The organism is Undibacterium sp. Xuan67W (assembly GCF_049340165.1).
Classification (GTDB): Bacteria; Pseudomonadota; Gammaproteobacteria; order Burkholderiales; family Burkholderiaceae_D; genus Undibacterium.
In genome coordinates this window covers 1-25940 of record NZ_JBMPPN010000034.1, presented here as the reverse complement: position 1 = coordinate 25940, position 25940 = coordinate 1, and the positions used below count along the sequence as shown (strand labels likewise).

At 50.1% G+C, this 25940-nt stretch carries 19 protein-coding genes; 13 read left to right on the top strand and 6 right to left on the bottom strand.

Translation table 11 applies throughout. From position 1 onward, the window contains the following. Positions 1–223: 223 nt before the first annotated feature. Positions 224–1144 carry a cation diffusion facilitator family transporter gene (locus ACO0LE_RS19350; protein ID WP_422961965.1) on the top strand — a complete coding sequence of 307 codons (921 nt, stop codon included), beginning with the start codon at positions 224–226 and terminating at the stop codon, positions 1142–1144. A 65-nt stretch (positions 1145–1209) separates the two neighbouring features. Here the strand turns inward: ACO0LE_RS19350 and ACO0LE_RS19345 are convergent, their stop codons facing one another. The 5 genes from ACO0LE_RS19345 to ACO0LE_RS19325 all read right to left on the bottom strand — a co-directional run bounded on the left by ACO0LE_RS19345 (position 1210) and on the right by ACO0LE_RS19325 (position 9817). After that, a complete protein-coding gene (locus ACO0LE_RS19345; RefSeq protein ID WP_422961964.1) occupies positions 1210–3924 on the bottom strand; it encodes a DUF1631 family protein in 2715 nt (904 codons plus the stop codon). Positions 3925–4045: 121 nt separating this feature from the next. Beyond that, the gene (locus ACO0LE_RS19340) at positions 4046–6649 is read right to left on the bottom strand and encodes a DNA topoisomerase III (RefSeq protein WP_422961963.1); all 2604 of its coding nucleotides are present in this window, start codon (positions 6647–6649) and stop codon (positions 4046–4048) included. Positions 6650–6874: 225 nt separating this feature from the next. Continuing rightward, a complete protein-coding gene (locus ACO0LE_RS19335) occupies positions 6875–7351 on the bottom strand; it encodes a DUF494 family protein (RefSeq protein ID WP_422955397.1) in 477 nt (158 codons plus the stop codon). Between the two features lie 209 nt (positions 7352–7560). After that, positions 7561–8691, bottom strand: a complete 1131-nt coding sequence (gene dprA, locus ACO0LE_RS19330) for a DNA-processing protein DprA (protein WP_422961962.1) — start codon at positions 8689–8691, stop codon at positions 7561–7563. 22 nt (positions 8692–8713) lie between these two features. Next, entirely contained in the window at positions 8714–9817 is a 1104-nt protein-coding gene (locus ACO0LE_RS19325; protein ID WP_422961961.1) for a LysM peptidoglycan-binding domain-containing protein, read from the bottom strand. A gap of 144 nt (positions 9818–9961) precedes the next feature. On the opposite strand from ACO0LE_RS19325, the gene def reads away from it, so the two are divergent. The 8 genes from def (at position 9962) to ACO0LE_RS19285 (ending at position 17879) form a co-directional block, all read left to right on the top strand. Next, the gene (gene def / locus ACO0LE_RS19320; protein ID WP_422961960.1) at positions 9962–10489 is read left to right on the top strand and encodes a peptide deformylase; all 528 of its coding nucleotides are present in this window, start codon (positions 9962–9964) and stop codon (positions 10487–10489) included. Beyond that, a complete protein-coding gene (gene fmt / locus ACO0LE_RS19315; protein WP_422961959.1) occupies positions 10489–11445 on the top strand; it encodes a methionyl-tRNA formyltransferase in 957 nt (318 codons plus the stop codon). Before def ends, fmt begins: the two co-directional genes overlap by 1 nt. A gap of 545 nt (positions 11446–11990) precedes the next feature. Next, entirely contained in the window at positions 11991–13178 is a 1188-nt protein-coding gene (locus tag ACO0LE_RS19310) for a substrate-binding domain-containing protein (RefSeq protein WP_422961958.1), read from the top strand. Between the two features lie 224 nt (positions 13179–13402). After that, positions 13403–14188: an ABC transporter ATP-binding protein gene (locus ACO0LE_RS19305; protein ID WP_422961957.1), complete on the top strand. Its 786-nt coding sequence runs from the start codon at positions 13403–13405 to the stop codon at positions 14186–14188. After that, positions 14185–14922 (top strand): ABC transporter ATP-binding protein, encoded by a 738-nt coding sequence (locus ACO0LE_RS19300; protein ID WP_422961956.1) that lies wholly within the window; start codon positions 14185–14187, stop codon positions 14920–14922. The genes ACO0LE_RS19305 and ACO0LE_RS19300 overlap by 4 nt, the downstream gene beginning before the upstream one ends. Beyond that, a complete protein-coding gene (locus ACO0LE_RS19295) occupies positions 14919–15899 on the top strand; it encodes a branched-chain amino acid ABC transporter permease (RefSeq protein ID WP_422961955.1) in 981 nt (326 codons plus the stop codon). Before ACO0LE_RS19300 ends, ACO0LE_RS19295 begins: the two co-directional genes overlap by 4 nt. Next, complete coding sequence (locus ACO0LE_RS19290; RefSeq protein WP_422961954.1) at positions 15896–16960, top strand: branched-chain amino acid ABC transporter permease; 1065 nt, start codon at positions 15896–15898, stop codon at positions 16958–16960. Before ACO0LE_RS19295 ends, ACO0LE_RS19290 begins: the two co-directional genes overlap by 4 nt. A gap of 136 nt (positions 16961–17096) precedes the next feature. Further along, positions 17097–17879: an alpha/beta fold hydrolase gene (locus ACO0LE_RS19285; RefSeq protein WP_422961953.1), complete on the top strand. Its 783-nt coding sequence runs from the start codon at positions 17097–17099 to the stop codon at positions 17877–17879. 27 nt (positions 17880–17906) lie between these two features. Here the strand turns inward: ACO0LE_RS19285 and nhaR are convergent, their stop codons facing one another. Next, on the bottom strand, positions 17907–18848 hold the full coding sequence (nhaR, locus tag ACO0LE_RS19280) for a transcriptional activator NhaR (RefSeq protein WP_422961952.1): 942 nt from the start codon (positions 18846–18848) through the stop codon (positions 17907–17909). 196 nt (positions 18849–19044) lie between these two features. Here nhaR and ACO0LE_RS19275 point away from each other — a divergent pair, with 196 nt between their 5' ends. From ACO0LE_RS19275 to ACO0LE_RS19260, 4 genes are all read left to right on the top strand, one after another. Next, positions 19045–19731: a Bax inhibitor-1/YccA family protein gene (locus ACO0LE_RS19275; RefSeq protein ID WP_422961951.1), complete on the top strand. Its 687-nt coding sequence runs from the start codon at positions 19045–19047 to the stop codon at positions 19729–19731. 208 nt (positions 19732–19939) lie between these two features. Beyond that, complete coding sequence (locus tag ACO0LE_RS19270) at positions 19940–20893, top strand: TerC family protein (protein WP_422961950.1); 954 nt, start codon at positions 19940–19942, stop codon at positions 20891–20893. Positions 20894–21228: 335 nt separating this feature from the next. Then, positions 21229–24978: a methionine synthase gene (gene metH, locus ACO0LE_RS19265; protein WP_422961949.1), complete on the top strand. Its 3750-nt coding sequence runs from the start codon at positions 21229–21231 to the stop codon at positions 24976–24978. Between the two features lie 101 nt (positions 24979–25079). Continuing rightward, positions 25080–25763, top strand: a complete 684-nt coding sequence (locus tag ACO0LE_RS19260; RefSeq protein WP_422961948.1) for an HNH endonuclease — start codon at positions 25080–25082, stop codon at positions 25761–25763. The last annotated feature ends 177 nt before the right edge of the window (positions 25764–25940 follow it).

The window sequence follows — 25940 nt, the reverse complement described above, 5'->3', positions numbered from 1 at the left end:
CTTAACTACCCGCTTCTAACTCTTCACTTCTAAAACCTGTATCAACTACTTCACTTTCTTTTCTCCCCCCGCCTCTCGACGGGAGCCGAACTATAGCAAATACCACACACCATTGCAAGGACTTTTGTGATTAAACATGATTTTGTATAAGCTTGACTGGTTGCAGCCCGCGTAAGAAGTGGGTATGTTGTCAGCTTGTTTACTAATTAATGCAAAGTCACTTATGTCTTCTCAATCTGACGGTTCTACTAAAGCAATTTTTTATGCCTTAGGTGCCAACGGCGGCATCGCCATCTCAAAATTTGCCGCCGCTGCCTTTACTGGTTCTGGTGCGATGCTTGCTGAAGCAATTCATTCTCTCGCAGACTGCGTCAATCAAATATTTTTACTCGTTGGCCTAAAAGAGGCTCAGCGCCCCGTAGACGCCTCTCATCCAATGGGTTACGGTCGGGTCGTCTATTTTTGGGCGATGATGGTAGCTCTTTTACTGTTTTTTATGGGCGGCGTTTTTTCCGTCATTGAGGGTATTAAGCATCTCGAACATCCTGAGCCAATAAAAAGCCCCTTAGTAGCGATTGCCGTATTAGGTATTTCAGTCCTGCTCGAAGGCTTCTCTTTATATGGCGCAATGAGGGAAATTCGCAAAATTTCTGGCGACAAGTCGTTTTTCCAATGGTTTCGCGAAACACGCCAATCAGAGCTTATGGTGGTTGCAGGGGAAGATATCGCTGCGCTTGCCGGTTTGGCGATCGCATTTTTTGCTGTCGTGCTCACAGTTATAACGGGCAATTCTTTTTGGGATGCGGCGGGCTCTATCCTAGTGGGCATTCTCTTAATGGCGGTCGCCTTCTTTGTAATAAGAGAAGTGAAGGCAATGATCACGGGTGAGTCAGCAGCGCCTGAAGTCAATGCGGCGATCAAAACCCATATAAATAATCATCCTCAGGTCGACCATGTCATCAATCTCATTACCTTGCAATGGGGCGAACAATTAATGATCGCGGTGCAAGCAAAAATGCAACCGCAAACATCTGACCGGGCGTTGATTGATGCCATTAACGAAGTGGAAGAAAGCCTGCAAGAAGAATGGCCGCAAGCGAGGTGGTGCTTTTTTGAACCGGATATCGACTCAAGCAAAGAATAAGCGAAGCCTTGTCGAAAAATTATTCCCCAGCTAACAACGACTTTCGCTTGATAAAACGCCGAGAATTACACGCTCAGCGTTTTATCCATCTGATCTGCCGAGACCAGCAGCGATTGGACTGCCCGTTCGAACAAAGGCTCTTTTTCCATAAAGCGGACGCGACCATGATTCATCATGCGTTGGAACATACGGATGCTAACCATTGACGGCTCATCCTGTCCTTCGAGACTTAAAACCAGATTACTTAAATTCGGATTAACCCAATTTAGCCGACCTTGGCTAGGCTTTCCACCGAGATTAATTTCTAAGGCAATGCCGCTGCGCAGCCGCTCCTGAATCAGCGCTGGGGTTAATTCAACCTGGTTCTCGCGCAACAAAATATCTTTACTTTCATGCGGCAGCTCCTGGTCAAACACCTGATCCAGCATCTGTACTTTGAGATCCAGGTCTTTAATCGCCTGATCCAGATATTTCTGATTTTTCGCCAGATCCTTATATTCGTTAGTCTCTTGCTCCGTTGCCTCGGGATTATTTACAAAATTAGTAAAATGCTCGTGAATCGCTGACAAAGTTGGTACATGCGTCAACGTCTGCGAGTGCGAAGCCCTCAACACACTGGTATGCGCATCGACTAGCCAGTTCAATAATTTTTGCTGCGCGACCGGATCCCACTTAACCAGAGCCAATCCCTCTCTCAAAGTATTGAGAATAATGGGCAGCAAAGCAAATAACTGCGTTTTATCATCTTCTTTCAGTTTCGGAATAATGCTCCATAGCAAATCCGGAACCAACAAACGGTAGCGGCGCGCGCGTTTGACGTCCTTGCGCTCAGCCTGCTCAATCGCATGTACCCAGGTATTTTCCAAAAACTCCTTGAGATAACTGTCAATCGTCAGCCCAAGTAACGCCTCGGCCAGTTGCGCTGCAGTGTGTGCAAACCGCAATGTACGGTTTTGAACTTGCTCGACAGCATCAATCGTACGTTCGATATTTTTATCACTGGCGCGCAATTCTTTAGCGATAAAAGCATCGAATTCATCCAGCATTTTTGCGAACAGAACCACACTCTCGCTGTCATCCTGCAATAGCGCCTCAACGATACGGCAAATCTCTGCAGTAATATGTACGCCCGTAGGATCAAGCTGTTTTAAGCCTAAGGAAATAGAGCCTATACGGTTTACCAGCATCCGTGCCGGATGACCTTTTTGCGTGAGTAAAGAGGTATCTCGCAATGCCACCTTCAATACCAGAAACTGCAAACGACCTAGCTGGGCGCGAATTTCTGCGGGAACCTGATTGTCCCTGAGAATAAATTCAAACAGCATTGCAACGATGTCGATCGTCATTTGCTCATCGACATCCTTAGTCATCTCGTTTAATGCGGATCTTTGCTCCAGGATCAGATTACGTACTTCACCATGTCCGTCCAGCATCTCTGTCGTTAAAGGTGTTTGCGCTCTTTGCATACCTTGTACGGACTGAGCAAGAGGTGATCCGTTTGCAGACATGCCGCCATGTGTCTGCGAGTGGCCGGCCTGACCATGCTGCGATACTCCCTGACCAGTCTGGGTCTGATTTGCAGAATGCGCTGGATTACCTGCAGAGGCATAATCGCCAGCCTGCCCTGCGGTATTGGCATACACGGAAGCATCCGGCTCGTGTCCTCCCGACATATGCGGCATTCCCGACATACCGTTCATACCGCTATGACGAAATCCCGCGGCAGCGGCACGATCTTCAGGTGAGGCGACATCATTGGAAAAGAATTTTCTCAATACACTGCCAACCGCCTGCCCTCCGGATAGCCAGCCAAATTTACTCTGGGACATATCCTCTGGTGAAGGTTCTTGCGAGGACGGATAAGCGGCAGACTGTTGAGCGGAAGTACTGGTTGCCATTTCTGAATTGCGCCTTGAAACACCCGATGCCATGCCACGTACGGAGGCAAATAGTTGCTCCATTCTGCGCTTCGGTGTATCCGTCGACACGGCTCTTGCATCAACATTGTAGGACTTGCCACCAATATCATAATTGGCCGCATCCATTCTTGCGCGACTATTCTGAAAAACCTGTTCTTCACGTTCTTCTGCCAAAGCTTCCTCAGGCAGCGTGTCACCAACAACAGAGGTCGGCGATTTTTTTATCTTGAATTGTAATTGTGCGGCAAGGCCGTGTTGTGCCAGATGCGTATTCACATCCTTATAAATACCTGCGACAAAACTCGCGAAGCTGGATGCTAATTGTTCCAGCAAAACGGCGGATAACTCAGCAGTCAGACCAAAATTTTCAAGCGCAGACGCAATACAGCGCGAAAACAGATAAGGGCGAAACGGGTTTTCGCGCTCCTTGATGGTGTCTTGCTCAAATAGCAGAGCGACACGGATATTCAGGTCACGCAGTTGCTCTTCGGCCTCGCTACGGAAGCGCTTGGTAATATCATTAATGCGCAATTCATCTTCAAATGCCGACGAGTCGATTAACGACAGGCTGTCAGCGTTGGCAGCTAATGCAGATGAGGGCCGGAATGTATTATAGGTTGTCTGGAAGCTGCGGTTTAGCAGATGCTCCATACTATGAGCCATTTGCTGAACTAGGAATTCGCCTTTGTCCTGTAGCAAGGTGCGAGCGTTCAGATAACGACTTTGCTCAGATGACGAGTAGCTCGCATCTGCCTTGCTAAATAGCTCTTCTATACTACGCGGTAACGTTTTTTCAACAGCAGCAACAAAGGCGCGCATAAATTCTGCGCGCGTCGTCGCCAGTAAACCATTTGGATCCATATTCTTCCTTGAGTCTCAGCTAGGGCAGCTTGCATGGAGAACAATCCAAACTATAAACCAGATACTTATATTATGTATATGGCAATACAGACGAACGACTAATAATTTTTGTTAAATATCGTCAAGCTGCTTTCTTCTTGGCGGCCGTCGTTTTTTTAGCTGGCTTGGCAGCCACCTTTGCAGTCGCTTTGACAGGTTTCGCGACAGTCTCATCAGAAGCCGCTGCCGCTTTTGCTTTAGCAGGGGCTTTCGCTTTGCGTTCTTCAAATTCGAAGCTGACTTTGCCATCTTTACCGCGCACCAAAAATGCCTTGAACGGGCGGCGCGTGCGTTGCGAAATAAAGCCCGGCAGCAAATCGGTTTTACCCTCATTGAGTAACTTACTCATTTGTTCAGGCAAAATCTCTTGCTGCAAAATGATACGGCCGCTACGGAAATCACATGCCTTTGGCTTGGCTACGGTTTTTTCGCATACATAGGTCAATCCCATTTCGTACACACCGCTACCGCATTTAGGACAAGGGCCCAACGAGGTGTGTTCAGTGAAATCGACCGGCTCCGCATCCTCATCGTCCTGGTTCTGACCAAAATCAAATTCCAGCTTGAAATTATTATGCTCTTCGTCGCGCACGATCTTCAGAATCGCCGCAAAAGGTCTGCCCATTTTTGAACGGAAACCTTGCAGCGGTCCGATCTCGCGCTTGCTCAGAACCTCTTCAACCTCAGCTACCTCAAATTGACGGCTGCCAGGTGTCTTACTCATCGAGAATTCGCATTTAGTGCAGGCAAAACGGCGATAATTTTCTTTGACGACGCCACCACAATTCGGGCAAGGCGTATGTAAAGTCGCATAGTCACCTGGGATGGTATCGTTATCGTATTCCTTAGCGCGCTTCACGATGATCTGTGTCATCTGAGCGATTTCGCGCATGAATTCTTCGCGACTAATTTTGCCACGCTCCATTTGCGAGAGCTTGTATTCCCACTCACCTGTCAATTCGGGTGACGTCAACTCATCCACACCAAGTCCGCGTAACAGCGTCATCAACTGAAACGCCTTGGCAGTCGGCATTAACTCACGGCCTTCACGTAGCAGATATTTTTCATTGAGCAAACCCTCAATGATAGCCGCACGCGTCGCCGGTGTACCCAGGCCCTTACCGGCCATAGCTTCTCGTAAGCCCTCATCATCGACCAGCTTACCGGCGCCTTCCATTGCAGACAATAAGGTCGCTTCCGAATAGCGCGCAGGCGGTTTGGTCACCAGATCATTGGCAGTGACTTTTTCGGTTTTGACTTTCTCCCCCTTGGCGACTGCAACCAGATTGCCTTTGTTTTCGGGATCATTATCGTCAAGGATTTCTTTGCCATAAATTGCCAGCCAGCCAGGATTAGTCATGACCTTACCTTCGGTCTTGAACTGATGACCGGATACTTCGGTAATGCGGGTCGTGACCTGAAATTCCGCAGCGGGGAAAAACACCGACATAAAGCGGCGTGTCACCAAGTCATATAATTTTTGCTCCGGCTCAGACAAATTCTTTGGCGCCTGACCGGTCGGAATGATGGCAAAATGATCACTGATCTTGGCGTTATCAAAAATCCGCTTATTCGGCTTGACCCAGTTGTTATTCAGAATCTGAGCAGCGAATTGATAATAATTATTATTTTCTGAGACCGTTTCCAGCGTCTGTTTCACCGTGTCCAGATAATCCTCCGGCAAATGACGGGAATCGGTACGTGGATAAGTCAGTACTTTGTGCTTTTCATACAAAGCCTGCGCCAGACCGAGGGTGTTTTTCGCGGAGAAACCAAAACGTGAGTTAGCCTCGCGCTGCAAACTCGTCAGATCAAACAAGGCTGGCGCCATTTGTGTCGCCGGTTTGGATTCTTCACTGACATTACCCTGCTTGCCACGGCAAGCTGCCACAATCGATTCTGCGGCTGCTTTGCTCCACAGACGTTCGGCTTTTTTCTCGGTATCGTGTTCGTCTTTTTTAAACTGATGATCTAACCAGCGACCTTCATAAATACCGGCTGCACAGACGAATTCGGCACGCACCTCCCAGAAATCGCGGGACACGAATTTTTTAATCTTTTCTTCACGCTCAACCACAATCGACAATGTTGGCGTCTGCACCCGGCCTACGGTGGTCAGGTAAAAGCCACCTTCTTTGGAGTTAAAAGCTGTCATGGCGCGGGTGCCATTGATACCAATCAGCCAGTCCGCCTCGGAGCGGCAACGGGCTGCATCGGCCAGCGGCAGCATCGATTCATCGCTGCGTAATTTAGTAAAACCCTCACGGATCGCAGCCGGCGTCATTGACTGCAACCACAGACGGCTAACAGGCTGCTTGGCCTTCGCATGCTGTGCAATCAGACGGAAAATCAGTTCCCCTTCGCGGCCCGCGTCACAAGCGTTGATAAGGGCGGTCACGTCTTTACGCTTGATCAGCTTGTTCAGCACTTTCAAGCGCGATTCTGTCTTCGCAATCGGGTTCAGCGCGAAATGCGGCGGAATCATCGGTAAATGCGTGAAGCTCCATTTGCCGCGTTTGACGTCGTACTCTTCAGGAACCGTGATTTCCAGCAAATGGCCAACCGCCGAGGACAATACATAGTCGTCAGACTCAAAGTAATCATCATGTTTAGTGAAGCCGCCCAGCGTTTTCGCTATGTCGTTGGCGACGGAAGGCTTCTCGGCAATGATGAGGGTTTTGGTCATGGTGTTATTTCTCAGTCGTTTCTGTATTGACTCTATATGGGGGCGGACTCGATCGGGGCGAATGAAGCCAAACCAAGCAAGACTTGCCTAAATCAGGACTGCGGCTGGCGCACCAAGCGTGTGCGTCAGCAGGTATATTAAAGGCGAATGATAAACGTGAACTACAAAAAACTGCAATGAGATGTTTTTTTAGCCACAAAACAGCGAATGGCGGTCATTTTGTCTCTAATGCAGCAAACGAGGCTCGCTTTCTTCGTCCGACAACAGGAGCTCGTCGAACATCAGCATGTCAGGTTCTTTGCCCTGACTCCACAACATCATCAGTACGATGACTTTGAGTTTATCCAGGGGAACCGGCGAATCATGAATAGCGACAGCGCGTTCAATGACAATCTCACGCTGTTGTGAATTAATCAATCCTGCCGATTCGAGAAAATGCAAAAATCCCATTGCAGGCGTACCCAGGGCAGCAATTTCACGGGCAGCATAGACGCGGAAGCCTTTTGAGGCAAGCGCATCTTGCTCAGGCAACTTATCTAATTCATTGGTAGTGTCGGCCAGTACCGTGAGCCAATCCAGCGCCTCGGAGATTTCATCTTCTTCAAAGCCGACGGCGGAGAGTTTTTTAGCTAAAACCGCCGTATCCGGACAAGCATCTGGACGGTAATAGGTTTCGTAGAGGTATACAAGAATATCGAACATGTCGTTACTGTAGCCTCAAGGAGAATTCGAAACAAGCCCCGTTTGAACGGATTTCAGGCGGAACTTGCTTATTTAAAGATACTACATCCCAGTATTTTAACAGCACGCCGCAAACTGTGCGGCTCAAGCCTTGTTTTTACCTATACTCCCCCTGATGCAAGGTATAGATGGCGAAATTATCTGCTTTCCAGAGTCGGGCATACGTGCTACTAACCGATGCGCTTTACCATTCCGCCTGGCAATTGTTCGATGTGGCCATCAAGCTCTAATGTCAATAATACACCGCTCAGCTCGGCAACATCTATCCCCACCTGCTCAACCAGATGATCAACATGAACCGGGTCATAGCCTATCGCATCCAGCAGACGCTGATCCGCGCTTGTGATTTCTGCTAAGGATGCCGATGTCGTCTGCGTTGACGAGGCAGCGACCGGGCGCATCATGGGTAAAAATCGTAATTCGTCCAAAATATCTTGCGCCGTATCCACCAGCTTCGCGCCCTGCTTGATCAGCTGATGACACCCTTTGGCGAGCGGCGAATGAATGGAGCCGGGGATGGCGAATACATCGCGCCCCTGCTCAGCAGCCATGCGTGCCGTAATCAGTGATCCCGACTGTCCCGCAGCCTCAATCACCAGCACCCCTTTTGACAGACCGGAAATCAGGCGATTGCGGCGCGGGAAATTAGACGCAATCGCAGGCATGCCAAGCGGGTACTCACTGACAATACAGCCGCCGTCAGCAATTAAGTGGGCAAGCGCCCTGTTGCGCGACGGATAAACAATATCAGCACCGGTACCAATCACCGCGACGGTTGAGCCTGCGCCGCGTAAGGCGCCGTGATGGGCTGCTGCATCGATCCCGGCAGCCATACCGGAACTGATCGTCAAGCCGGCTTTGCTCAAGGCTTCAGAAAATTGCTCCGCATTACGGATGCCCTGCGCAGTTGCATTGCGGCTGCCCACAACCGCGATCGTCGGCGCATCCAGCAAAGCCAGGCGGCCTTTGACATAAATCAACACAGGAGGATCAGGAATATCGAGCAAAGCACGCGGATAATTAGCATCCGCCCAGGTCAGCACCTGATTACCGGGCTGACTGCACCAGGTCTGGGTTAGCTCGATACGCTGCTGCAATTGCCTAAAGTCGGGTTGCAAAAGGGCTTTAGCGACTTTGGCAGAGACGACTTTGCTGAGAGCGGTAAAGTCGGTAGCAAAAATTTGTGAAGGCAGACCAAACGCTGCCAATAGCTGACGTGCCGTTTCGGGACCGACGCCGGGCGTCTGTTCTAGCCGCAACCACTCCACCCAGTCGCTAGCAAGCGCATTGTGTGGAGTCACTGACGGCTCGGCTTCAGACGGTTTATTCTGGAGATGTCGCCAGATCGCCAACGGCAACCGTGTCCGTCACCGTCATAATCAGACCATAAGAAATATTGTCGAAAACGCGGAAAATAAACAGACTACCGTAGTGCTCATCCGGTAGACGAATCGGTTTTTTCTCGTCAGTTTTGTCCTGAATGATTTTTCCGTAACGGGATAATTCCAGTACGGTACCGATATTCAGACCCGCACTCGCACCCTTGTTGATACTGACCACCTGATTCTGTCCAGCCTGACTGACGCCACCGTAAATCGAGACGATACGCGCACGTACGTCACGCTCTGGTGGATGCGGCACATAATTCTGGATCGGCGTAGGCGGAATCGGCATCAAACGGTCACCGACTGCCATTTCTTCTTTAGCGCTGGCGACAATAAAACTATCCACGCCATCAGGAGTTTTTGCCGTGCGTTCCAGCTTCAATGTGCCTAGATAGACCGCTTCATAGCCAATCACGGTATTGTTTTCAGGATCCTTGAGCGGAACGCCTGGACGGAATACTTGGAATGAGGTACCGCCTTTCAGGTCGCCGCGCACATAGGCTTTATCGTTCTTGGCAAGAATCACACGCCCTTCCTGCGTTGCGACGATACGTGGCGCCGTCAGCAAGGTGTCTTTTTCTATGACCAGAGGCTGCGACAAAAATGGCTCAATCAGATTCGACGGAATTGCGGTAATTGCATTTTTACCGGTGTTTTCGGTGCGAACCTGAGGTTGCAGTCTGCCGCCATCTTTAGCCGAACCATCGGCACCCGAGCCACCGACGGCCTGCCCCAACCGCAAGCGGCCATTGACGCGGTCAAAATACACGATCTGATTTGGATAAATCCAGTGCGGATTGCGGATTTCGTCACGGTTCATGCCCCAGACTTCGGGCCAGCACCATGGATTGCTCAAAAATTTGGCCGAAATATCCCATAGAGTATCGCCCTTCACCACCACATGTTTATCCGGTGCATCCGGTAAAAATGTGCATTTACCCGCCTTGGCTGCGTTGACAGCTTCTTGCGCGAAAGCCTGGGAACTTGCCATGACTGGGAAGGCGACAGCGATAAGCAAGGCGATTGTGCTAAACTTTTTCATGAATGTTGTCCGATGCATGCTGCAGGATGATGAAGCGAATAGGCAGGCACTAACTTGCCAAAGTGAATCAAATTTTGCCTATAAATCATTGAAGTAGCAAGAAAAACCGCATCGCAACGCCCTTTCGTTGTTGTGAAAAGCCTTATGTCTATACTAAATATCCTGCGTTACCCCGATCCACGTTTGCATAAAGTGGCCAAGCCCGTCAGCCTTTTTGACGACCGAATCAAGCTACTGGCCGCCGATATGGCCGAAACCATGTACGACGCACCGGGCGTCGGCCTGGCTGCTTCACAGGTCGATGTACATGAACAACTGGTAGTCATCGACACCTCAGAAACCAATACCGAATTGCAGGTATTCATCAACCCGGAAATCATCTGGGCCAGTGCAGAAAAGAAAGTTTACGACGAAGGCTGCCTGTCCGTTCCCGGCATTTATGACGGTGTAGAACGTCCTGCCGAGGTCAAAGTCCGTGCGTTTGATGTCGATGGCAAACCATTTGAACTCCACGCGGATGGTCTGCTAGCCGTATGTATCCAGCATGAAATGGATCATCTCAAAGGCAAAGTCTTTGTTGAGTATTTATCGCCTTTAAAGCGAAATCGCATCAAAACCAAAATGATTAAAGAAGAACGCGAAGAGCAGCGCAGCAAAGCGAAGGGTCGCTGATGCGCGTCATCTTCGCTGGTACGCCTGAATTTGCCGCGGTTGCTTTACAGGCCATCCATGCCGCGGGATTCACGGTTCCGCTGGTACTCACGCAACCCGACCGGCCAGCTGGTCGAGGTATGCAATTACACGCCTCGGCGGTCAAACAGTTTGCGTTGCAACACGGCATTCCAGTTGCACAGCCGACATCGTTAAAGCTAGACGGAAAATATCCTGAAATAGCACGGGAAGCACATGAATTGCTGCGCAATACACCGCATGACGTTATGGTGGTGGCGGCGTATGGGCTTATTCTGCCGCGTTCGGTGCTGGATATCCCTCGTCTCGGCTGCATCAATATTCATGGCTCGCTGCTACCACGCTGGCGCGGCGCAGCGCCCATCCATCGCGCCATCGAAAGTGGTGATGCACAAACCGGCATCACGATTATGCACATGGAAGAGGGACTGGACACCGGTCCAATGCTGCACATGCAGAGCGTTCCGATTGCCGCAGATGACACCACCGGCAGTCTGCATGACAAGCTGGCGCAACTCGGCGGTGAAATGATCACAGAGACTTTACGTCAGCTACAACAAGGCGCGATACCCGCGACGGTACAACCGGAGCAGGGCGTCACCTATGCCGCCAAAATCAGCAAAGAAGAAGCTGGCCTGGATTTCAATTTGTCCGCAGAACAACTCGCCAGAAAAATTCGTGCCTTCAATCCATTTCCGGGAGCACACGCCACGATCGCTGGCACAACCGTCAAATTCTGGCATGCGCAAGTTGTCGATATCACCTCAGGAAAACCGCCTGGCAGCATCATCAGCGCCAACGCACAGGAGGGAGTCCTTGTCGCCTGCGGTACTCATAGCCTGCGTCTGACAGAATTACAAAAGCCGGGAGGCAAACGACTGCCTGCCAGCGAATTCCTCAAGGGCTTTCCAATCGAGTCCAGTCAAAGTTTTTGCTAAAGGCTGTTACCTATGGTAACGATGAATATACTCCACATAAGTATATTCACCATCCCTAAATAAAATGTGCGGATCAAGGCATGTTTTACAACATACTCCCCTATTACGCCTCAATATCACTATTCAATAGTAGCGTTCACCGTACATGAAGCAATCAACGTACATGAATCCACTACCCTGATCATCGGTCAGCATTCCGCTCCCTCGCAACAAATCTCGCGTACCAAGTAGTTCTACTGTATTGTCTTTGCCAGTTGCCAAATATAGTATCGAAAAGCACAAAACAAGCTAAGGAAATTCTGCGCCGCCTGATATTTTTAGTTGTTAGCAGAATAATCTTAAAGATAAGAGCAACAAGAGACCGGGGACACTCATCACCCCCACAGACGCACAGCGATTAGCTTACTGCGTCCCTCTGCAACGCATGAGCGCGGAGTCTCTATGTCGCCATCGACGGTAATCAATACAAAACAATAAAAATCATTACAACGGCTAAATACAGTTAATTACAGCTGATTACAACTGATACCCAGACAGGAGACTTCATGAAACGTTTTGCCCTCAGCACGGTTGCCTTGCTCACCTTGAGCGCCTGCGACCTCAATGCCTACGCCAAAGATATCAAAATTGCTCACGTCTACGACAAGACCGGGCCGCTTGAAGCCTACGCCAAGCAAACCCAGATCGGTCTGATGATGGGTCTGGATTACGCCACCAAAGGCACCATGATGGTCAATGGCAACAAGATCCTTGTGATTGAAAAAGACAGCCAGGGCAAACCCGACATGGGCAAATCATTACTCGCGCAGGCTTATGGTGATGACAAAGTCGATCTGGCCATTGGCCCCACCTCATCAGGCGTCGCTCTGGCGATGCTGCCCGTTGCCGAGGAATATAAAAAACTCCTGATCGTGGAACCTGCCGTGGCCGACTCGATCACCGGTGACAAATGGAACCGCTATATTTTCCGCACTGGTCGCAACTCATCTCAGGATGCGATTTCCAACGCCGTCGCGCTCGACAAACCGGGCGTCGTGATTGCCACTCTGGCACAAGACTATGCTTTCGGCCGCGATGGCGTAAAAGCATTTAAGCAATCGCTGTCGGGCAAAGGCGCCAAACTGATCCATGAAGAATATCTGCCGACGTCCACCACCGATTTCACCGCCGGTGCGCAACGCCTGATCGACAAACTCAAAGACCAGCCAGGCCGCAAAGTCATTTTTGTACTGTGGGCAGGCGCAGGCAATCCATTCAAAATCGCCGATCTGGACCTGAAGCGCTACGGCATCGAGATCGCCACTGGCGGCAATATCCTGCCGGCGATGACAGCCTACAAACAATTCCCCGGTATGGAAGGCGCGACGTATTACTACTTCGGTATTCCCAAAAATCCGGTCAACGAATGGCTGGTAGCCAACCACTACAAGCAGTACAAAACACCACCTGATTTTTTTACAGCAGGCGGTATGACAGCAGGGATTGCCGTAGTCGAGACGCTGACCAGAGCAGGTAAAGATACCGGTACAGAAAATCTGATCAAGACGATGGAAGGTATGGAGTTTCAGACGCCAAAAGGCAAAATGATCTTCCGCAAAGAAGATCATCAGGCGCTGCAATCCATGTATCACTTCAAGATCAAAGTCGATCCCGCATTTGCCTGGGGTGTACCGGAACTGGTACGCGAACTGAAGATCGAAGAGATGGCGGTTCCGGTAAAAAACAAACGCTAATACAACCGTTAATACCAACGTTAATAAACACGTTAATAGTAACGTTAAAGCAACAGCGAACCGCGTAACCGTATCAGCGCTGACTGATGGGCCATCAATCAATATCAGCAGTCAGCGCATACGAACTACGTCTGTTTTCACCGGATACAGGCTTCAAATATGTATCAGTCAACGGCTGACTTACATACCTGCCTGAACGCTGCGGTATTCCATCAAAGGTCTCCATGAGCATTTCACTAGAAACCCGTGCGCTGACAGTCAATTTCGGCGGACATATCGCGGTTGATCGGGTGTCCTGTACATTTTCACCGGGCACACTGACGGCAATCGTCGGCCCTAATGGTGCAGGCAAAACCACTTATTTCAATCTGATCTCAGGTCAGTTACCGATCACCAGCGGTCAGGTTCTATTGCACGGCCAGGACATCAGTAATACCAATGCAGCTACGCGAGCTCAACATGGCTTGGGACGCGCCTTTCAATTAACGAATTTATTTCCTCGGTTAACGGTCATGGAAAACGTCAGGCTGGCGATACAGGCACGCGTGCAAAGCCGGGACAAGCGTGGCCTGCAACTGCTCTCAACCTGGTTCTCTCACGCAGACTGGATCAGTGAAGCAGACCAAATTTTAACCCGCATCGCACTGATCAGGCGGCGCGATATGCGTGCCGCTGAATTGCCGCATGGCGATCAGCGCAAGCTGGAAGTCGGCCTGCTACTCGCGATGCAGCCCAGCGTATTTATGTTCGACGAACCGACCGCAGGAATGAGCCACGACGAAGCCCCGGTAATACTCGACTTAATCGCGGACATACAGCAGCAACGGGACAAAACTATCCTCTTGGTAGAACATAAAATGGATGTAGTAGAACGGCTAGCAGACCGCATCATCGTCCTGAACCAAGGACAATTAGTCGCCGACGGCAAACCTGCCGAAGTCATGCAATCGACAGTGGTACAAGAGGCCTATCTCGGGGTTGCCGCAGAATCCGGTGAGGTCGCAGCATGAGCGATATTTTGTTGCAACTCAGCGGCGTGCACTCGCATATCGGTCCTTATCACATCCTGCAAGGTGTCGACTTATCCGTGCAGCGCGGACAGCTCACGATGCTATTGGGGCGCAACGGTGCAGGCAAGAGCACCACATTGCGCACGATCATGGGCTTGTGGCACGCCAGCGCTGGCAGCATCACGCTGGATCAGACGGCAATCACTCACATGAGCACAGCGGACATCGCGGTACAGGGCATCGCCTATGTGCCAGAGAACATGGGCATCTTCAGTGATCTCAGCGTACGAGAAAACATGTTACTGGCAGCACGGTCGGGATCAATCGATCAACGACGCCTGGACTGGATTTTTTCATTGTTCCCGGCAATTCAGCAATTCTGGCAAAAACCGGCAGGCAAGCTCTCCGGTGGTCAAAAACAAATGGTCGCCATCAGCCGCGCCATCATCGAAAAACGCCGTCTCTACATGTTCGACGAACCATCAAAAGGGCTGGCTCCTGTTATGGTCAATAGCATGATCAGCGCTTTACGTGAACTGAAAAAAGAAGGCGCAAGCATTTTACTGGTCGAACAAAATCTCGCGGTAGCACAAGCACTCGGCGATCAGGTTGCGGTCATGGATTCCGGCAAAATCCTGCATCACGGTAGCATGCAGGCGCTGACCGACAATCTGGAACTGCAACAGCAATTACTGGGCTTGAACCTGGGATCTGCAGCGGGAGCACACGCATGAACCTGATGAACAAAAATTTGCCCAAATTACTAATCCCCGCCGTCATGCTCTGCTCGCTAGTCTTACTTCCCAGTCTGCCGACCTGGATCACCTTGACTGTCGCCGGTCTGGCGATGGGCATGATGATTTTTATCATGGCAAGCGGTTTGACGCTGGTATTTGGTCTGATGGATGTCATGAACTTTGGGCATGGCGTATTTATCGCGATCGGCGCCTTCGTTGCTACTAGCGTGATGTTGCCGCTGGCGGGCTGGATGCAGGCCGATAATGTAGCGCTCAACTTGCTGGCAATTGGCATGGCAATGGCTGCCGCAGCAATCGTTGCAGGCTTGCTCGGCTGGGGTTTTGAGCGTGTGATTATCCGCCCTGTGTATGGCATGCATCTGACACAGATCCTGATCACAACCGGCGGCCTGATCATTGCGGAACAATTGATTCATGTGATCTGGGGGCCGGAGCAAATCCCGCTGACACGTCCAGCGAGCTTACGTGGCTCTTGGATTTTTGGCGATGTCGCGATTGAAAAATTTCGCGTGATCGCCGTTGTACTTGGCCTGCTGATCTTTATTGCCATGTGGCTGATACTCAACCGTACCAAACTCGGTTTACTGGTACGCGCCGGTGTAGAAAATCCAGAGATGGTCGAGACGCTGGGCTACAAAATACGCCGCCTGTTTGTCGGTGTGTTTGTCGCCGGTTCGGCACTGGCAGGTGTCGGCGGCGTACTGTGGGGCCTGTATCAGGAAACAGTCACCGCCACAATGGGGGCGCAGCTCATGGTCTTAATCTTTATCGTGATCATTATTGGTGGCCTGGGCTCGGTTGGCGGCTGCTTTGCGGGTGCCTTGCTGGTCGGATTGCTGGCAAACTATGTCGGTTTCCTCGCACCTAAGGTGGCCTTGGGTGCAAATATCTTGCTAATGGTCTTGATCTTATTGTGGCGCCCTCAAGGCCTTTTTCCGGTGGCATCACGATGAAATTGATTACCTCTACTCTTCTGTCCGGCGACACGCCGCGAAGCCGCGTGCTAGCGATCCTGATGCTGGCGTTGTTATTCGGATTATTGCTGACACCGGCGATTTTTCCGGGTACCAGAGCACTGAATGTCGCGGCTAAAATTTGCGTCTTTATTGTGCTCGCAAGCAGCTACGATCTCTTGCTTGGCTATACCGGGATTGTCTCGTTTGCACATACGATGTTTTTTGGTATCGGTGTGTACGGTGTCGGGATTGCCATGTCGCGCTTCGAGGTCAGCTGGTTGGTGTTATTTGCGGGAGCTGCCAGCGCCTTAATGCTGACGCTGCTACTGGCACTGCTGCTAGGCATGTTATCGCTACGTGTGAGAACGATTTTTTTCGCCATGATGTCACTGGCACTGGCAAATTTCTTTGCGATTCTGGCCTCGCAGTTTTCGGATTTTACTGGTGGTGAAGATGGCTTGAATTTTAAATTACCCGAGCTGCTGTCACCAGCAACTCAGTTGCTTGAAAATCCGGTATTCGGTGTTGATTGGACGGGTAAAACACTGAGCTATTACCTAGTCTATTTTTGTGCGCTGCTCCTGTTTTTATTTTGCCTGCGCATCGTGAACTCTCCGTTTGGCCGGGTATTGCAGGCGGTACGTGAAAACGACTTCCGGGTTGCAGCGATCGGATTTAATCCGGTCAAATATCGTACTATCGGTAATTGTTTATCCGCGTTGCTAGCCTGCTGCGCGGGTATTTTATATGCGATCTGGTTACGTTATGCCGGTCCGGATACCGCACTCAGTTTTGACATCATGATCGATATTCTCCTGATGGTCGTCATCGGCGGCATGGGATCGATGTATGGCGCGGCACTGGGTGCTGCCATTTTAGTCATCTCGCAAAATTATCTGCAAGACGATATGAAACTCCTGCACGGGAGTCTGGAGAGCGTGCCTTTCATTGCGAATTTTTTTCATCCTGATCGCTGGTTATTGTGGCTGGGCGTATTGTTTGTCTTATCAGTGTATTACCTGCCTCTGGGCATTGTGGGCAAGCTCAGAAAATCCTGATTTTTTTACCGTTTTTTTGGCCGTTTTTTTGTTGCTATGTACGCCTGCATTCAACTGGCGTTAATCCTTATTAAATTCCTATCTCATGACACCGATATCACGCTACCTCAGTTGTTGCGATCGCGAGCTGCACTTGATGGAATGGGGTTCAGCGGACAAACCTGCCGTGATCTTATGGCACGGACTGGCAAGAACCAGCCGCGATTTTGATGATCTGGCCATGGTGCTCGCCGACGAGTATTACGTCATCGCTCCGGATGCGATCGGCCACGGCTTATCCCAATGGAGCCCTCTGCCGGCACAGGAATATTGCCTCGATTTTTACGCGCGGCTAGCAAACGACTTAGCAGACCAACTCAACATCCAGACCATCCGCTGGGTCGGTACCTCGATGGGAGGGGCGATCGGTACAGTCGCTGCGGCTGATTTATTAAAAAATCGTATCACTCATCTGGTATTGAATGACAATGGTCCACAATTAGCCGACGCGGCCATCCAGCGTATCCGCAGTTATGCGGGCTCCCCTGCAAGCTTTTCAAGCGTTACTGAATTTGAACAGTATTTGCGCCAGATTTATGTACCCTATGGCTGGCTAAGCGATGTGCAATGGCGACGCATGGCAGAGAGCTCGGTACGCCGTTTGCCTGACGGGCGGATTACGCCGCACTACGATCCGCAGATGGTCATGCAATTTACTGAACACGATAACGATTATCTGCGCTGGGACGAATACGACAGCCTCAGTTGTAAAACTCTGGTGCTGCGCGGCGAGCATTCCGATTTATTGCTGGAAGAGGTCGCACAAGCCATGACGAAGCGTGGTCCTAAAGCACAATTAATTACGGTGGCAGGCTGCGGCCATGCACCGGCTTTGAATGTCCCTGAGCAAATCGAGATTGTCCGAAATTTTCTGAAATAACAGAAAATAATCCGATCAAAAAAATGCTCATCCCTCAGAGTTGTGGGGTGGCGATCTGTTGCTAGCCACATTACCAAATAAGTCCTGCTGTGCGGCACGGCTAATTGCCAGCACAGCGGGGTGCGTCAGCTTTCTCTGAACCGAGATCGCATAAAACTGTTCTTCAATGTCATCCGTCTGTCCAACTTGGATCAGGTCATACTGGCGCATCACCATATCGGCAATCGCTGAAGGCGCAGCAAAAAATCCCGCTCCCGCCTGACCAAAAGCACTCATCAAGGCGCTATCGTCAAACTCACCCGCAATTCTCGGGTGCAATTGCTGCGCGTCCAGCCAATGTAAGAGCTTGGAGCGTAAGGCAGCGTCCTCACCAGGCAAGAGCAGAGGTGCCGCTTCCAGACAAGCAGGAAAAGCGACTGGATATTGCTGCCGTAAGGCGGCCGTGGCAAAAAAACTGATGCCGCACTGACCGAGCAAATGATTAAAACCGCGCACGTTCACTGTGGGCGGCATTGGACTATCAGACATGACAACGTCGATCTTGTGCATAGCCAGGTCTGCAAGCAATGATTCGAGCTTTCCTTCGCGGCAATTGATACGCAAGGTTTGCGGCAGCTTGAGCGCCGGCTCTAACAAACGATAAGCCAGCGCTTTTGGTAAAGCATCTGATACGCCAACCCGCAATTGCACCGTGCGCTCGGTTGGCCGGTGATGTAGAACTTCTTCAAGTTCCTGTCCCAGCGAAAAAATTTCTTCGGCATAACCCAGAACCAGACGACCGGCTTCGGTCAGCTCCAGATTGCGACCATGTTTTTTAAACAGCTGTTCGCCCTGAACTTCTTCAAACAAACTAATCTGGCCGCTGATTGTTTGCGGCGTCAGATGTAACTGCTCGCTGGCCCGCGCAATGCTGCCGGCTTTGGCGACAGTCCAGAAATAATGGAGATGTTTGTAATTAAGATTACTCATCAGAAAGGAAGTAGCTGGTAGCTATTTAGGGTAAAAATTTACCAACACAGCAAACACATCGAATAAATCGAACAATTTATCAATTATATTCGACTTTTATTGTAGATTAATGCGAACTACACTGTTGCTACCTTCTGTTGGGAAGGTGAAGGTCTGATCGCTCTCTTTCAGATCATCAACATTTCAGGAGAAAAGCATGAAAATTCTAGATCGTTCCGCCTTGCGCAATGCGCAGACTGTCGATTACATCGACTCCAGCGCCGGTGCTGGCAATAAAGTATTGCGCAATACCTATATGTTATTGTCGATGACGCTGTTATTCAGCGCCCTGACCGCGGCGGCAAGTGTTGCCTTTGCGCTGCCGGGCCCAGGCATCATCATCACACTGGTCGGTTATTTTGGCTTGCTGTTTCTGACAACAAAATTCCGCAACAGCGGTCTCGGTCTGTTGTTCGTGTTTGCGCTGACTGGTTTCATGGGACTGACCATCGGGCCAGTCATCAGCCGCTATCTAGGTATGCCAGGCGGTAGCACAATCGTCATGGGGGCAATGGGCTTGACTGGTTTGATCTTCCTAGGCTTGTCGGCGTATGTCTTGGTCAGCAAACGGGATTTCAGCTTTATGGGCGGCTTCCTAATGATCGGCATGCTGGTTGCTTTTGTCGCTAGTCTGGGTGCGATTTTCTTTCAGATTCCGGCACTCTCACTGACGATTTCGGCGGTGATGGTGTTGCTGATGTCCGGTATGATTTTGTTTGAAACCAGCAATATCATCCGTGGTGGAGAAACCAACTACATCATGGCAACCGTGAGTCTGTACATCACGATCTTTAACTTGTTCATGAGCCTGTTGCAATTACTGGGCTTCATCAACGAAGAATAAATCTAACTAATTCATCGGTCGCTCAATTCCGCACCACTGCAACATCCGGTGCGGAATTGCCATTGAATAGCAAAACAAGTCAAAGCGACACAACCACATAAATTTTCTTGCCGATAGAAGAACGCCCAAAGCAATCCGGCAAGCTGATTACTGTGGATAGCTCTTTCGAATTTGATCTCAGGTTTTTATAAAAATAATAGGATTTACTATGTTACACAGCGTTGCCCAGCCCTGGATGTGGGGCGTATTTATTGCGTTTGTCCTTGGCATGCTTGCACTCGACGTGTTTGCCCTGGGCGGTTCACGCTCACATAAAGTCAGCATCAAAGAAGCCGCAATCTGGTCCTTGGTCTGGGTTAGTCTGGCCTTGCTGTTCGACTTGGGCCTCTGGATGTATCTGAGTGACACCGTAGGCCGCACCATCGCCGATGCCAAAGCGATGGAATTCCTAGCAGGCTATGTGATCGAAAAATCGCTGTCGGTCGACAATGTATTTGTCTTTTTAATGATCTTCGGTCACTTCGCGGTACCGTTGCAGTACCAGCGTAAAGTCTTACTCTACGGCGTGCTCGGCGCCATCATCTTGCGTATTGCGATGATATTGGCAGGCACCTGGGTAGTGACGCAATTTGCCTGGGTTTTATACCTGTTCGGAATTTTTCTGCTGATCACTGGCTTTCGTATGTTGGTTGCTGTCGACAAGGAACCCAATCTCGATGCGAATCCGATATTACGCTTTGCAAAAAAATGGCTGCCCTTTAGCAAAGAATTACACGGTGAAAAATTTAGCTTCATTGAACAAGGCAAACGCGTCTACACGCCACTGTTATTGGTATTAATCCTCATCGAAATTTCCGACGTCATCTTTGCAGTAGATTCGATTCCGGCGATTTTTGCAGTGACAACCGATCCGTTTATTGTATTTACCTCCAACATCTTTGCCATCATGGGCTTGCGCGCGCTGTACTTCCTGTTGGCTGACATGGCAAACCGGTTTCATTTACTCAAATTCGGCCTCGCCTTTGTCCTGATGTTCGTCGGCATCAAGATGCTCATCGTCAAATGGATGCACATCCCGACCGCCATTTCACTGACCGTCATTGCCAGCATTCTGATTAGCTCCATCGTTGCCAGCCTGATTGCAACACGTAAAAAGAAATAAGTTTTACCCGGCAGTTCCCTTTTGGGCATGTTATCGATGTTGATGACATGCCCTTTTTTATTGGTTTTTCGATATTTATTTAATATAATGAAACCGAGCCGTAGCGGTGAATATCTCTACAAAAATTATCCGCCGGACATGATCATCGCCTCAGACCGGATGACGTCAGCTACCCGGCGCGGCGGAAACGGGTGGCTAACTGGTATAATCCACGCTCAATAGCGCCGATTTGAGATTCAGATTGCGGGCGCGTAATAAGTGCTGCTAAAAGGACGTCGCCCGATCCGCCAGCATGCATGAGCCGATCGGGTTTTTCGTTTTTGCGAGTAATCATCATGACCAAGACCCCTGCCGTTTCCGCCACCGAAACCCGTCTCCGCGAGCTGTTGCAAGAACGCATCCTGATTCTCGATGGCGCGATGGGCACCATGATCCAGCGCTATAAGCTGACTGAAGAAGATTATCGCGGTGAGCGCTTCAAAGACTTCACAGGTCCAGAGGGTGTGCGTGAACTTTTCGTCAAAGGTAATAACGAATTACTGTCCCTGACGCAGCCGCATGTGATTCAAGAAATCCACGAGCAATATCTGGCCGCTGGTGCCGATCTGATCGAAACAAACACCTTCGGTGCTACCACTGTTGCGCAGGATGATTACCACATGGCGCATCTGGCGTATGAGATGAATGTCGCGTCCGCCAGAATTGCCCGTGCTGCTTGTGATAAATACTCAAGCGCTGATAAACCGCGCTATGTCGCAGGCGCACTCGGCCCTACGCCAAAGACAGCATCGATTTCCCCTGACGTAAATGATCCTGCTGCACGTAATGTGACTTTTGACCAGCTGGTCGCCGCTTATCACGAGCAAGTACGCGGGCTGGTCGAGGGCGGCGCTGACGTGCTGCTGGTTGAAACGATTTTTGATACGCTCAATTGCAAAGCTGCGCTGTTCGCGATTGATCAGTATTTTGAAGAAACCCAGACCCGCTTACCGATCATGATTTCCGGCACGGTGACGGACGCGTCCGGACGTATCCTGTCCGGTCAGACGGTACCAGCTTTCTGGAACTCTGTTCGTCATGCCAAGCCACTGACCATCGGCCTCAACTGTGCTCTCGGTGCTGCGTTAATGCGTCCGTATGCGGAAGAACTATCCAAGATTGCGGATACCTTCGTCTGTATTTATCCGAATGCCGGTTTGCCGAATCCGATGAGCGATACCGGCTTTGATGAATTACCGGCAGATACTTCGGCACTCCTCAAAGAATTTGCCGAAGCGGGTTTTATCAATATTGCCGGTGGCTGTTGTGGCACCACGCCACCGCACATCAAGGCGATTGCGGACATCCTGCAAACCCAAGCACCACGCGCGATTCCATTGGTAGCACCGGCAATGCGCTTGTCTGGACTGGAACCATTTACGATTGACGACGATTCCTTATTCGTGAACGTCGGCGAGCGTACCAACGTCACCGGTTCCAAAGCCTTTGCCCGCCTGATCCTGAATGAACAATACGACGAAGCTCTAGCAGTAGCACGTCAACAGGTAGAAAACGGTGCCCAGGTCATCGACATCAATATGGATGAAGCGATGCTGGATTCACTGGCAGCAATGACACGCTTCCTGAACCTGATCGCGTCTGAACCTGATATTGCCCGCGTGCCTATCATGATTGACTCCTCCAAGTGGAGTGTCATTGAAGCTGGCCTGAAATGCGTACAAGGCAAGGCCATCGTCAACTCGATTTCGATGAAAGAAGGTGAAGAACAGTTCCTACATCAGGCAAGACTGTGTAAACGCTATGGCGCTGCCGTGATCGTCATGGCATTCGATGAAAAAGGTCAGGCCGATACGTACGAACGTAAAATCGAAATCTGCAAACGTGCCTATGATTTATTAGTGAACGAATGCGCGTTCGATCCTTATGACATCATCTTCGACCCGAATATTTTTGCGGTCGCCACTGGTATCGAAGAACACAATAATTACGCGGTCGACTTTATTGAAGCGACACGCTGGATCCATCAAAACCTGCCAGGCGCAAAAATCAGCGGTGGTGTATCGAACGTGAGTTTCTCCTTCCGCGGCAACGATCCCGCACGTGAAGCGATTCATACGGTATTTCTTTACCACGCGATTCAGGCTGGCATGACCATGGGTATCGTCAACGCCGGTATGGTCGGCGTGTACAGCGAACTCGATGCTGAATTGCGTGAACGTGTGGAAGACGTTGTTCTCAATCGCCGAGAAGACGCGACCGAGCGCATGATCGAATTCGCAGCGACACTCAAAGCCGGTGGCAAGCGTGAAGAAGCTACGCTGGAATGGCGTAATGAATCGGTAGAAAAACGCCTCTCGCATGCGATGGTACACGGCATCACCAACTGGATTGTCGAAGATACCGAAGAAGCACGCCTGAATGTATTGAATAGCGGCGGTCGCCCTATCCATGTGATCGAAGGCCCGCTGATGGCAGGGATGAATATCGTCGGCGACCTTTTTGGTCAGGGCAAAATGTTCTTGCCGCAGGTCGTCAAATCCGCCCGCGTCATGAAGCAAGCCGTTGCGCATCTGGTGCCGTTTATAGAAGAAGAAAAACGTCTCAGTGGCGACAACAAACCCAAAGGTAAAATCGTCATCGCCACCGTCAAAGGCGATGTGCATGACATTGGCAAAAACATCGTCACCGTAGTTTTGCAATGTAATAATTTCGAAGTCGTCAACATGGGCGTGATGGTGCCCTGCTCTGAAATTTTAGCCAAAGCCAAAGCCGAGAATGCCGACATAATCGGTCTCTCTGGCCTGATCACACCGTCGCTCGAAGAGATGGCCTATGTCGCCAAAGAGATGCAGCGTGACCCGCATTTCCGTATGCTAAAAATCCCGCTCCTGATCGGCGGCGCAACCACCAGCCGCGCGCATACCGCTGTCAAGATCGCACCGAATTACGAAGGGCCAGTCGTCTATGTTGCCGATGCCTCACGCTCGGTATCGGTCGCCCAATCACTGCTGACACCAGAAAGCCGCGAACAGTACATCGACGAACTTGCGACCGACTACGACCGCATCCGTACCCAGCACGCCAATAAAAAAGCCGTGCCTATGGTCACACTGGCTCAAGCACGCGCCAACAAAATGCGCGTCGACTTCAGCGAAAAAAATACGCCAGTCAAACCCAAGTTCATCGGCCGTCGCCTTTTTAAAAACGTCGATCTGGCAACCATCGCCCAGTACATCGACTGGGGTCCGTTCTTCCAGACCTGGGATCTGGCTGGACCTTTCCCCGCGATTTTGACTGATGAAGTCGTAGGCGAAGCAGCGAGCAAAGTATTTGAAGAAGGTCAGGCGATGCTGAAAAAAATCATCGAAGGCCGCTGGCTGACCGCGAACGGCGTGGTGTCTCTGCTACCGGCGAATACTGTCAACGATGACGACATCGAAATCTACACCGACGATACCCGCAGTGAAGTCGCACTCACCTACTACGGCACACGTCAGCAAACCGAGAAACCTGTCATCGACGGCGTGCAAAGACCAAACCAATGTCTGAGCGACTTCATCGCACCGAAAGACAGCGGCATCGCTGATTACATCGGTATGTTCGCCGTTACCGCTGGCCTAGGAATAGAGAAGCACGAAAAACGCTTCGAAGATGCGCACGATGACTATAGCAGCATCATGCTCAAATCCCTCGCCGACCGGCTCGCAGAAGCATTCGCCGAATACCTGCACGAACGTATCCGCAAAGATCTATGGGGCTATGCCGCAGACGAAGCACTCAGCAACGAAGACCTGATCAAAGAATCCTACAAAGGCATACGTCCGGCACCAGGCTATCCGGCATGCCCGGAACACACGGTAAAAACCGAGATGTTCAGACAAATGCAATGCGAAGAAATCGACATGTCCATCACCGAATCATGGGCAATGATCCCAGGCGCGGCAGTGTCAGGTTTTTATTTCGCACATCCTGAATCCAAGTATTTCAGCGTCGGGAAAATCGCGGATGATCAGGTGTTGGATATGGCGATACGGCGTGGGGTGGCTAAAGATGAGGTTGAGCGGTGGTTGGCGCCGAATTTGTGATTTATTTTGACATTTAGTTCCATGGAACAGAAACGGTGTTCTCCAAATAAATAAAGGACCCGGATATTTTTCTTCGTTAATGACGTAATAAAAATCTGGGTATGAAAATGATTGACACACAAAACCTTGCAACTGCAATTCAAGTTGCGCTGTCAGGCGCAACTGAGAGGCAAAGGGCTGATATAGAGCTTCTTTACGAAAAAAATGAAGGCTTCGATATAACCCTAGACAATCGCAGTGCTCCTGCTGCAGAGACACTTCGTTCGGCTCAAGTGATAGGGACGAAAATAAAAACACACTTGGGTTTAGACGAAAAATACGGTATGAATGTCGTAGGACAATGTGATTACAAAAAACTGAAATGGAGAATGAATTCGCGATTTCGTAAGGCTTTGGATTACCTTAATGGAAATGAATTTAACGAGAATAATGAAGATGTATCTCAGACTTTCGAGGTTGCTTTTCAAAACAAAGTTGCTAAAGCCATATTAGAAGATCAAAAATCTCGACTGATTCGAATTGCCTCCGCGGTCAGAATTCCAGAGAGAGTCGAAGTCTCGACGTTTGCATTTAGAAGAAATCCTGACATCGTTGCAGAAACTCTTTTTCGATCAGCAGGAATTTGTGAAGATTGCAAAAAACCGGCTCCATTTTTTCGAAAGACCGATGGTTTACCTTACCTTGAAGTTCATCATAAGCAACCGCTTGCTCAAGGTGGTGAAGACACTCTAGAGAACACAATTGCGGTTTGTCCAAATTGTCATCGTAAAGCACATTTTGGTTGAATATTTCTATTTCAATATTTAGCAAGCGTAGCGTGCGTATTCATAGTTTTGTAGATACTGTCTTGCAGATCAAGCGAATTCTGGATTAAAAGGGGTTTTAGACTTAAGGATCGTAAAAGCCAAAGAAAGTAATTTTCGCATACAAGCAACGATAGCGAGCATCTTAGGTTTTCCTGC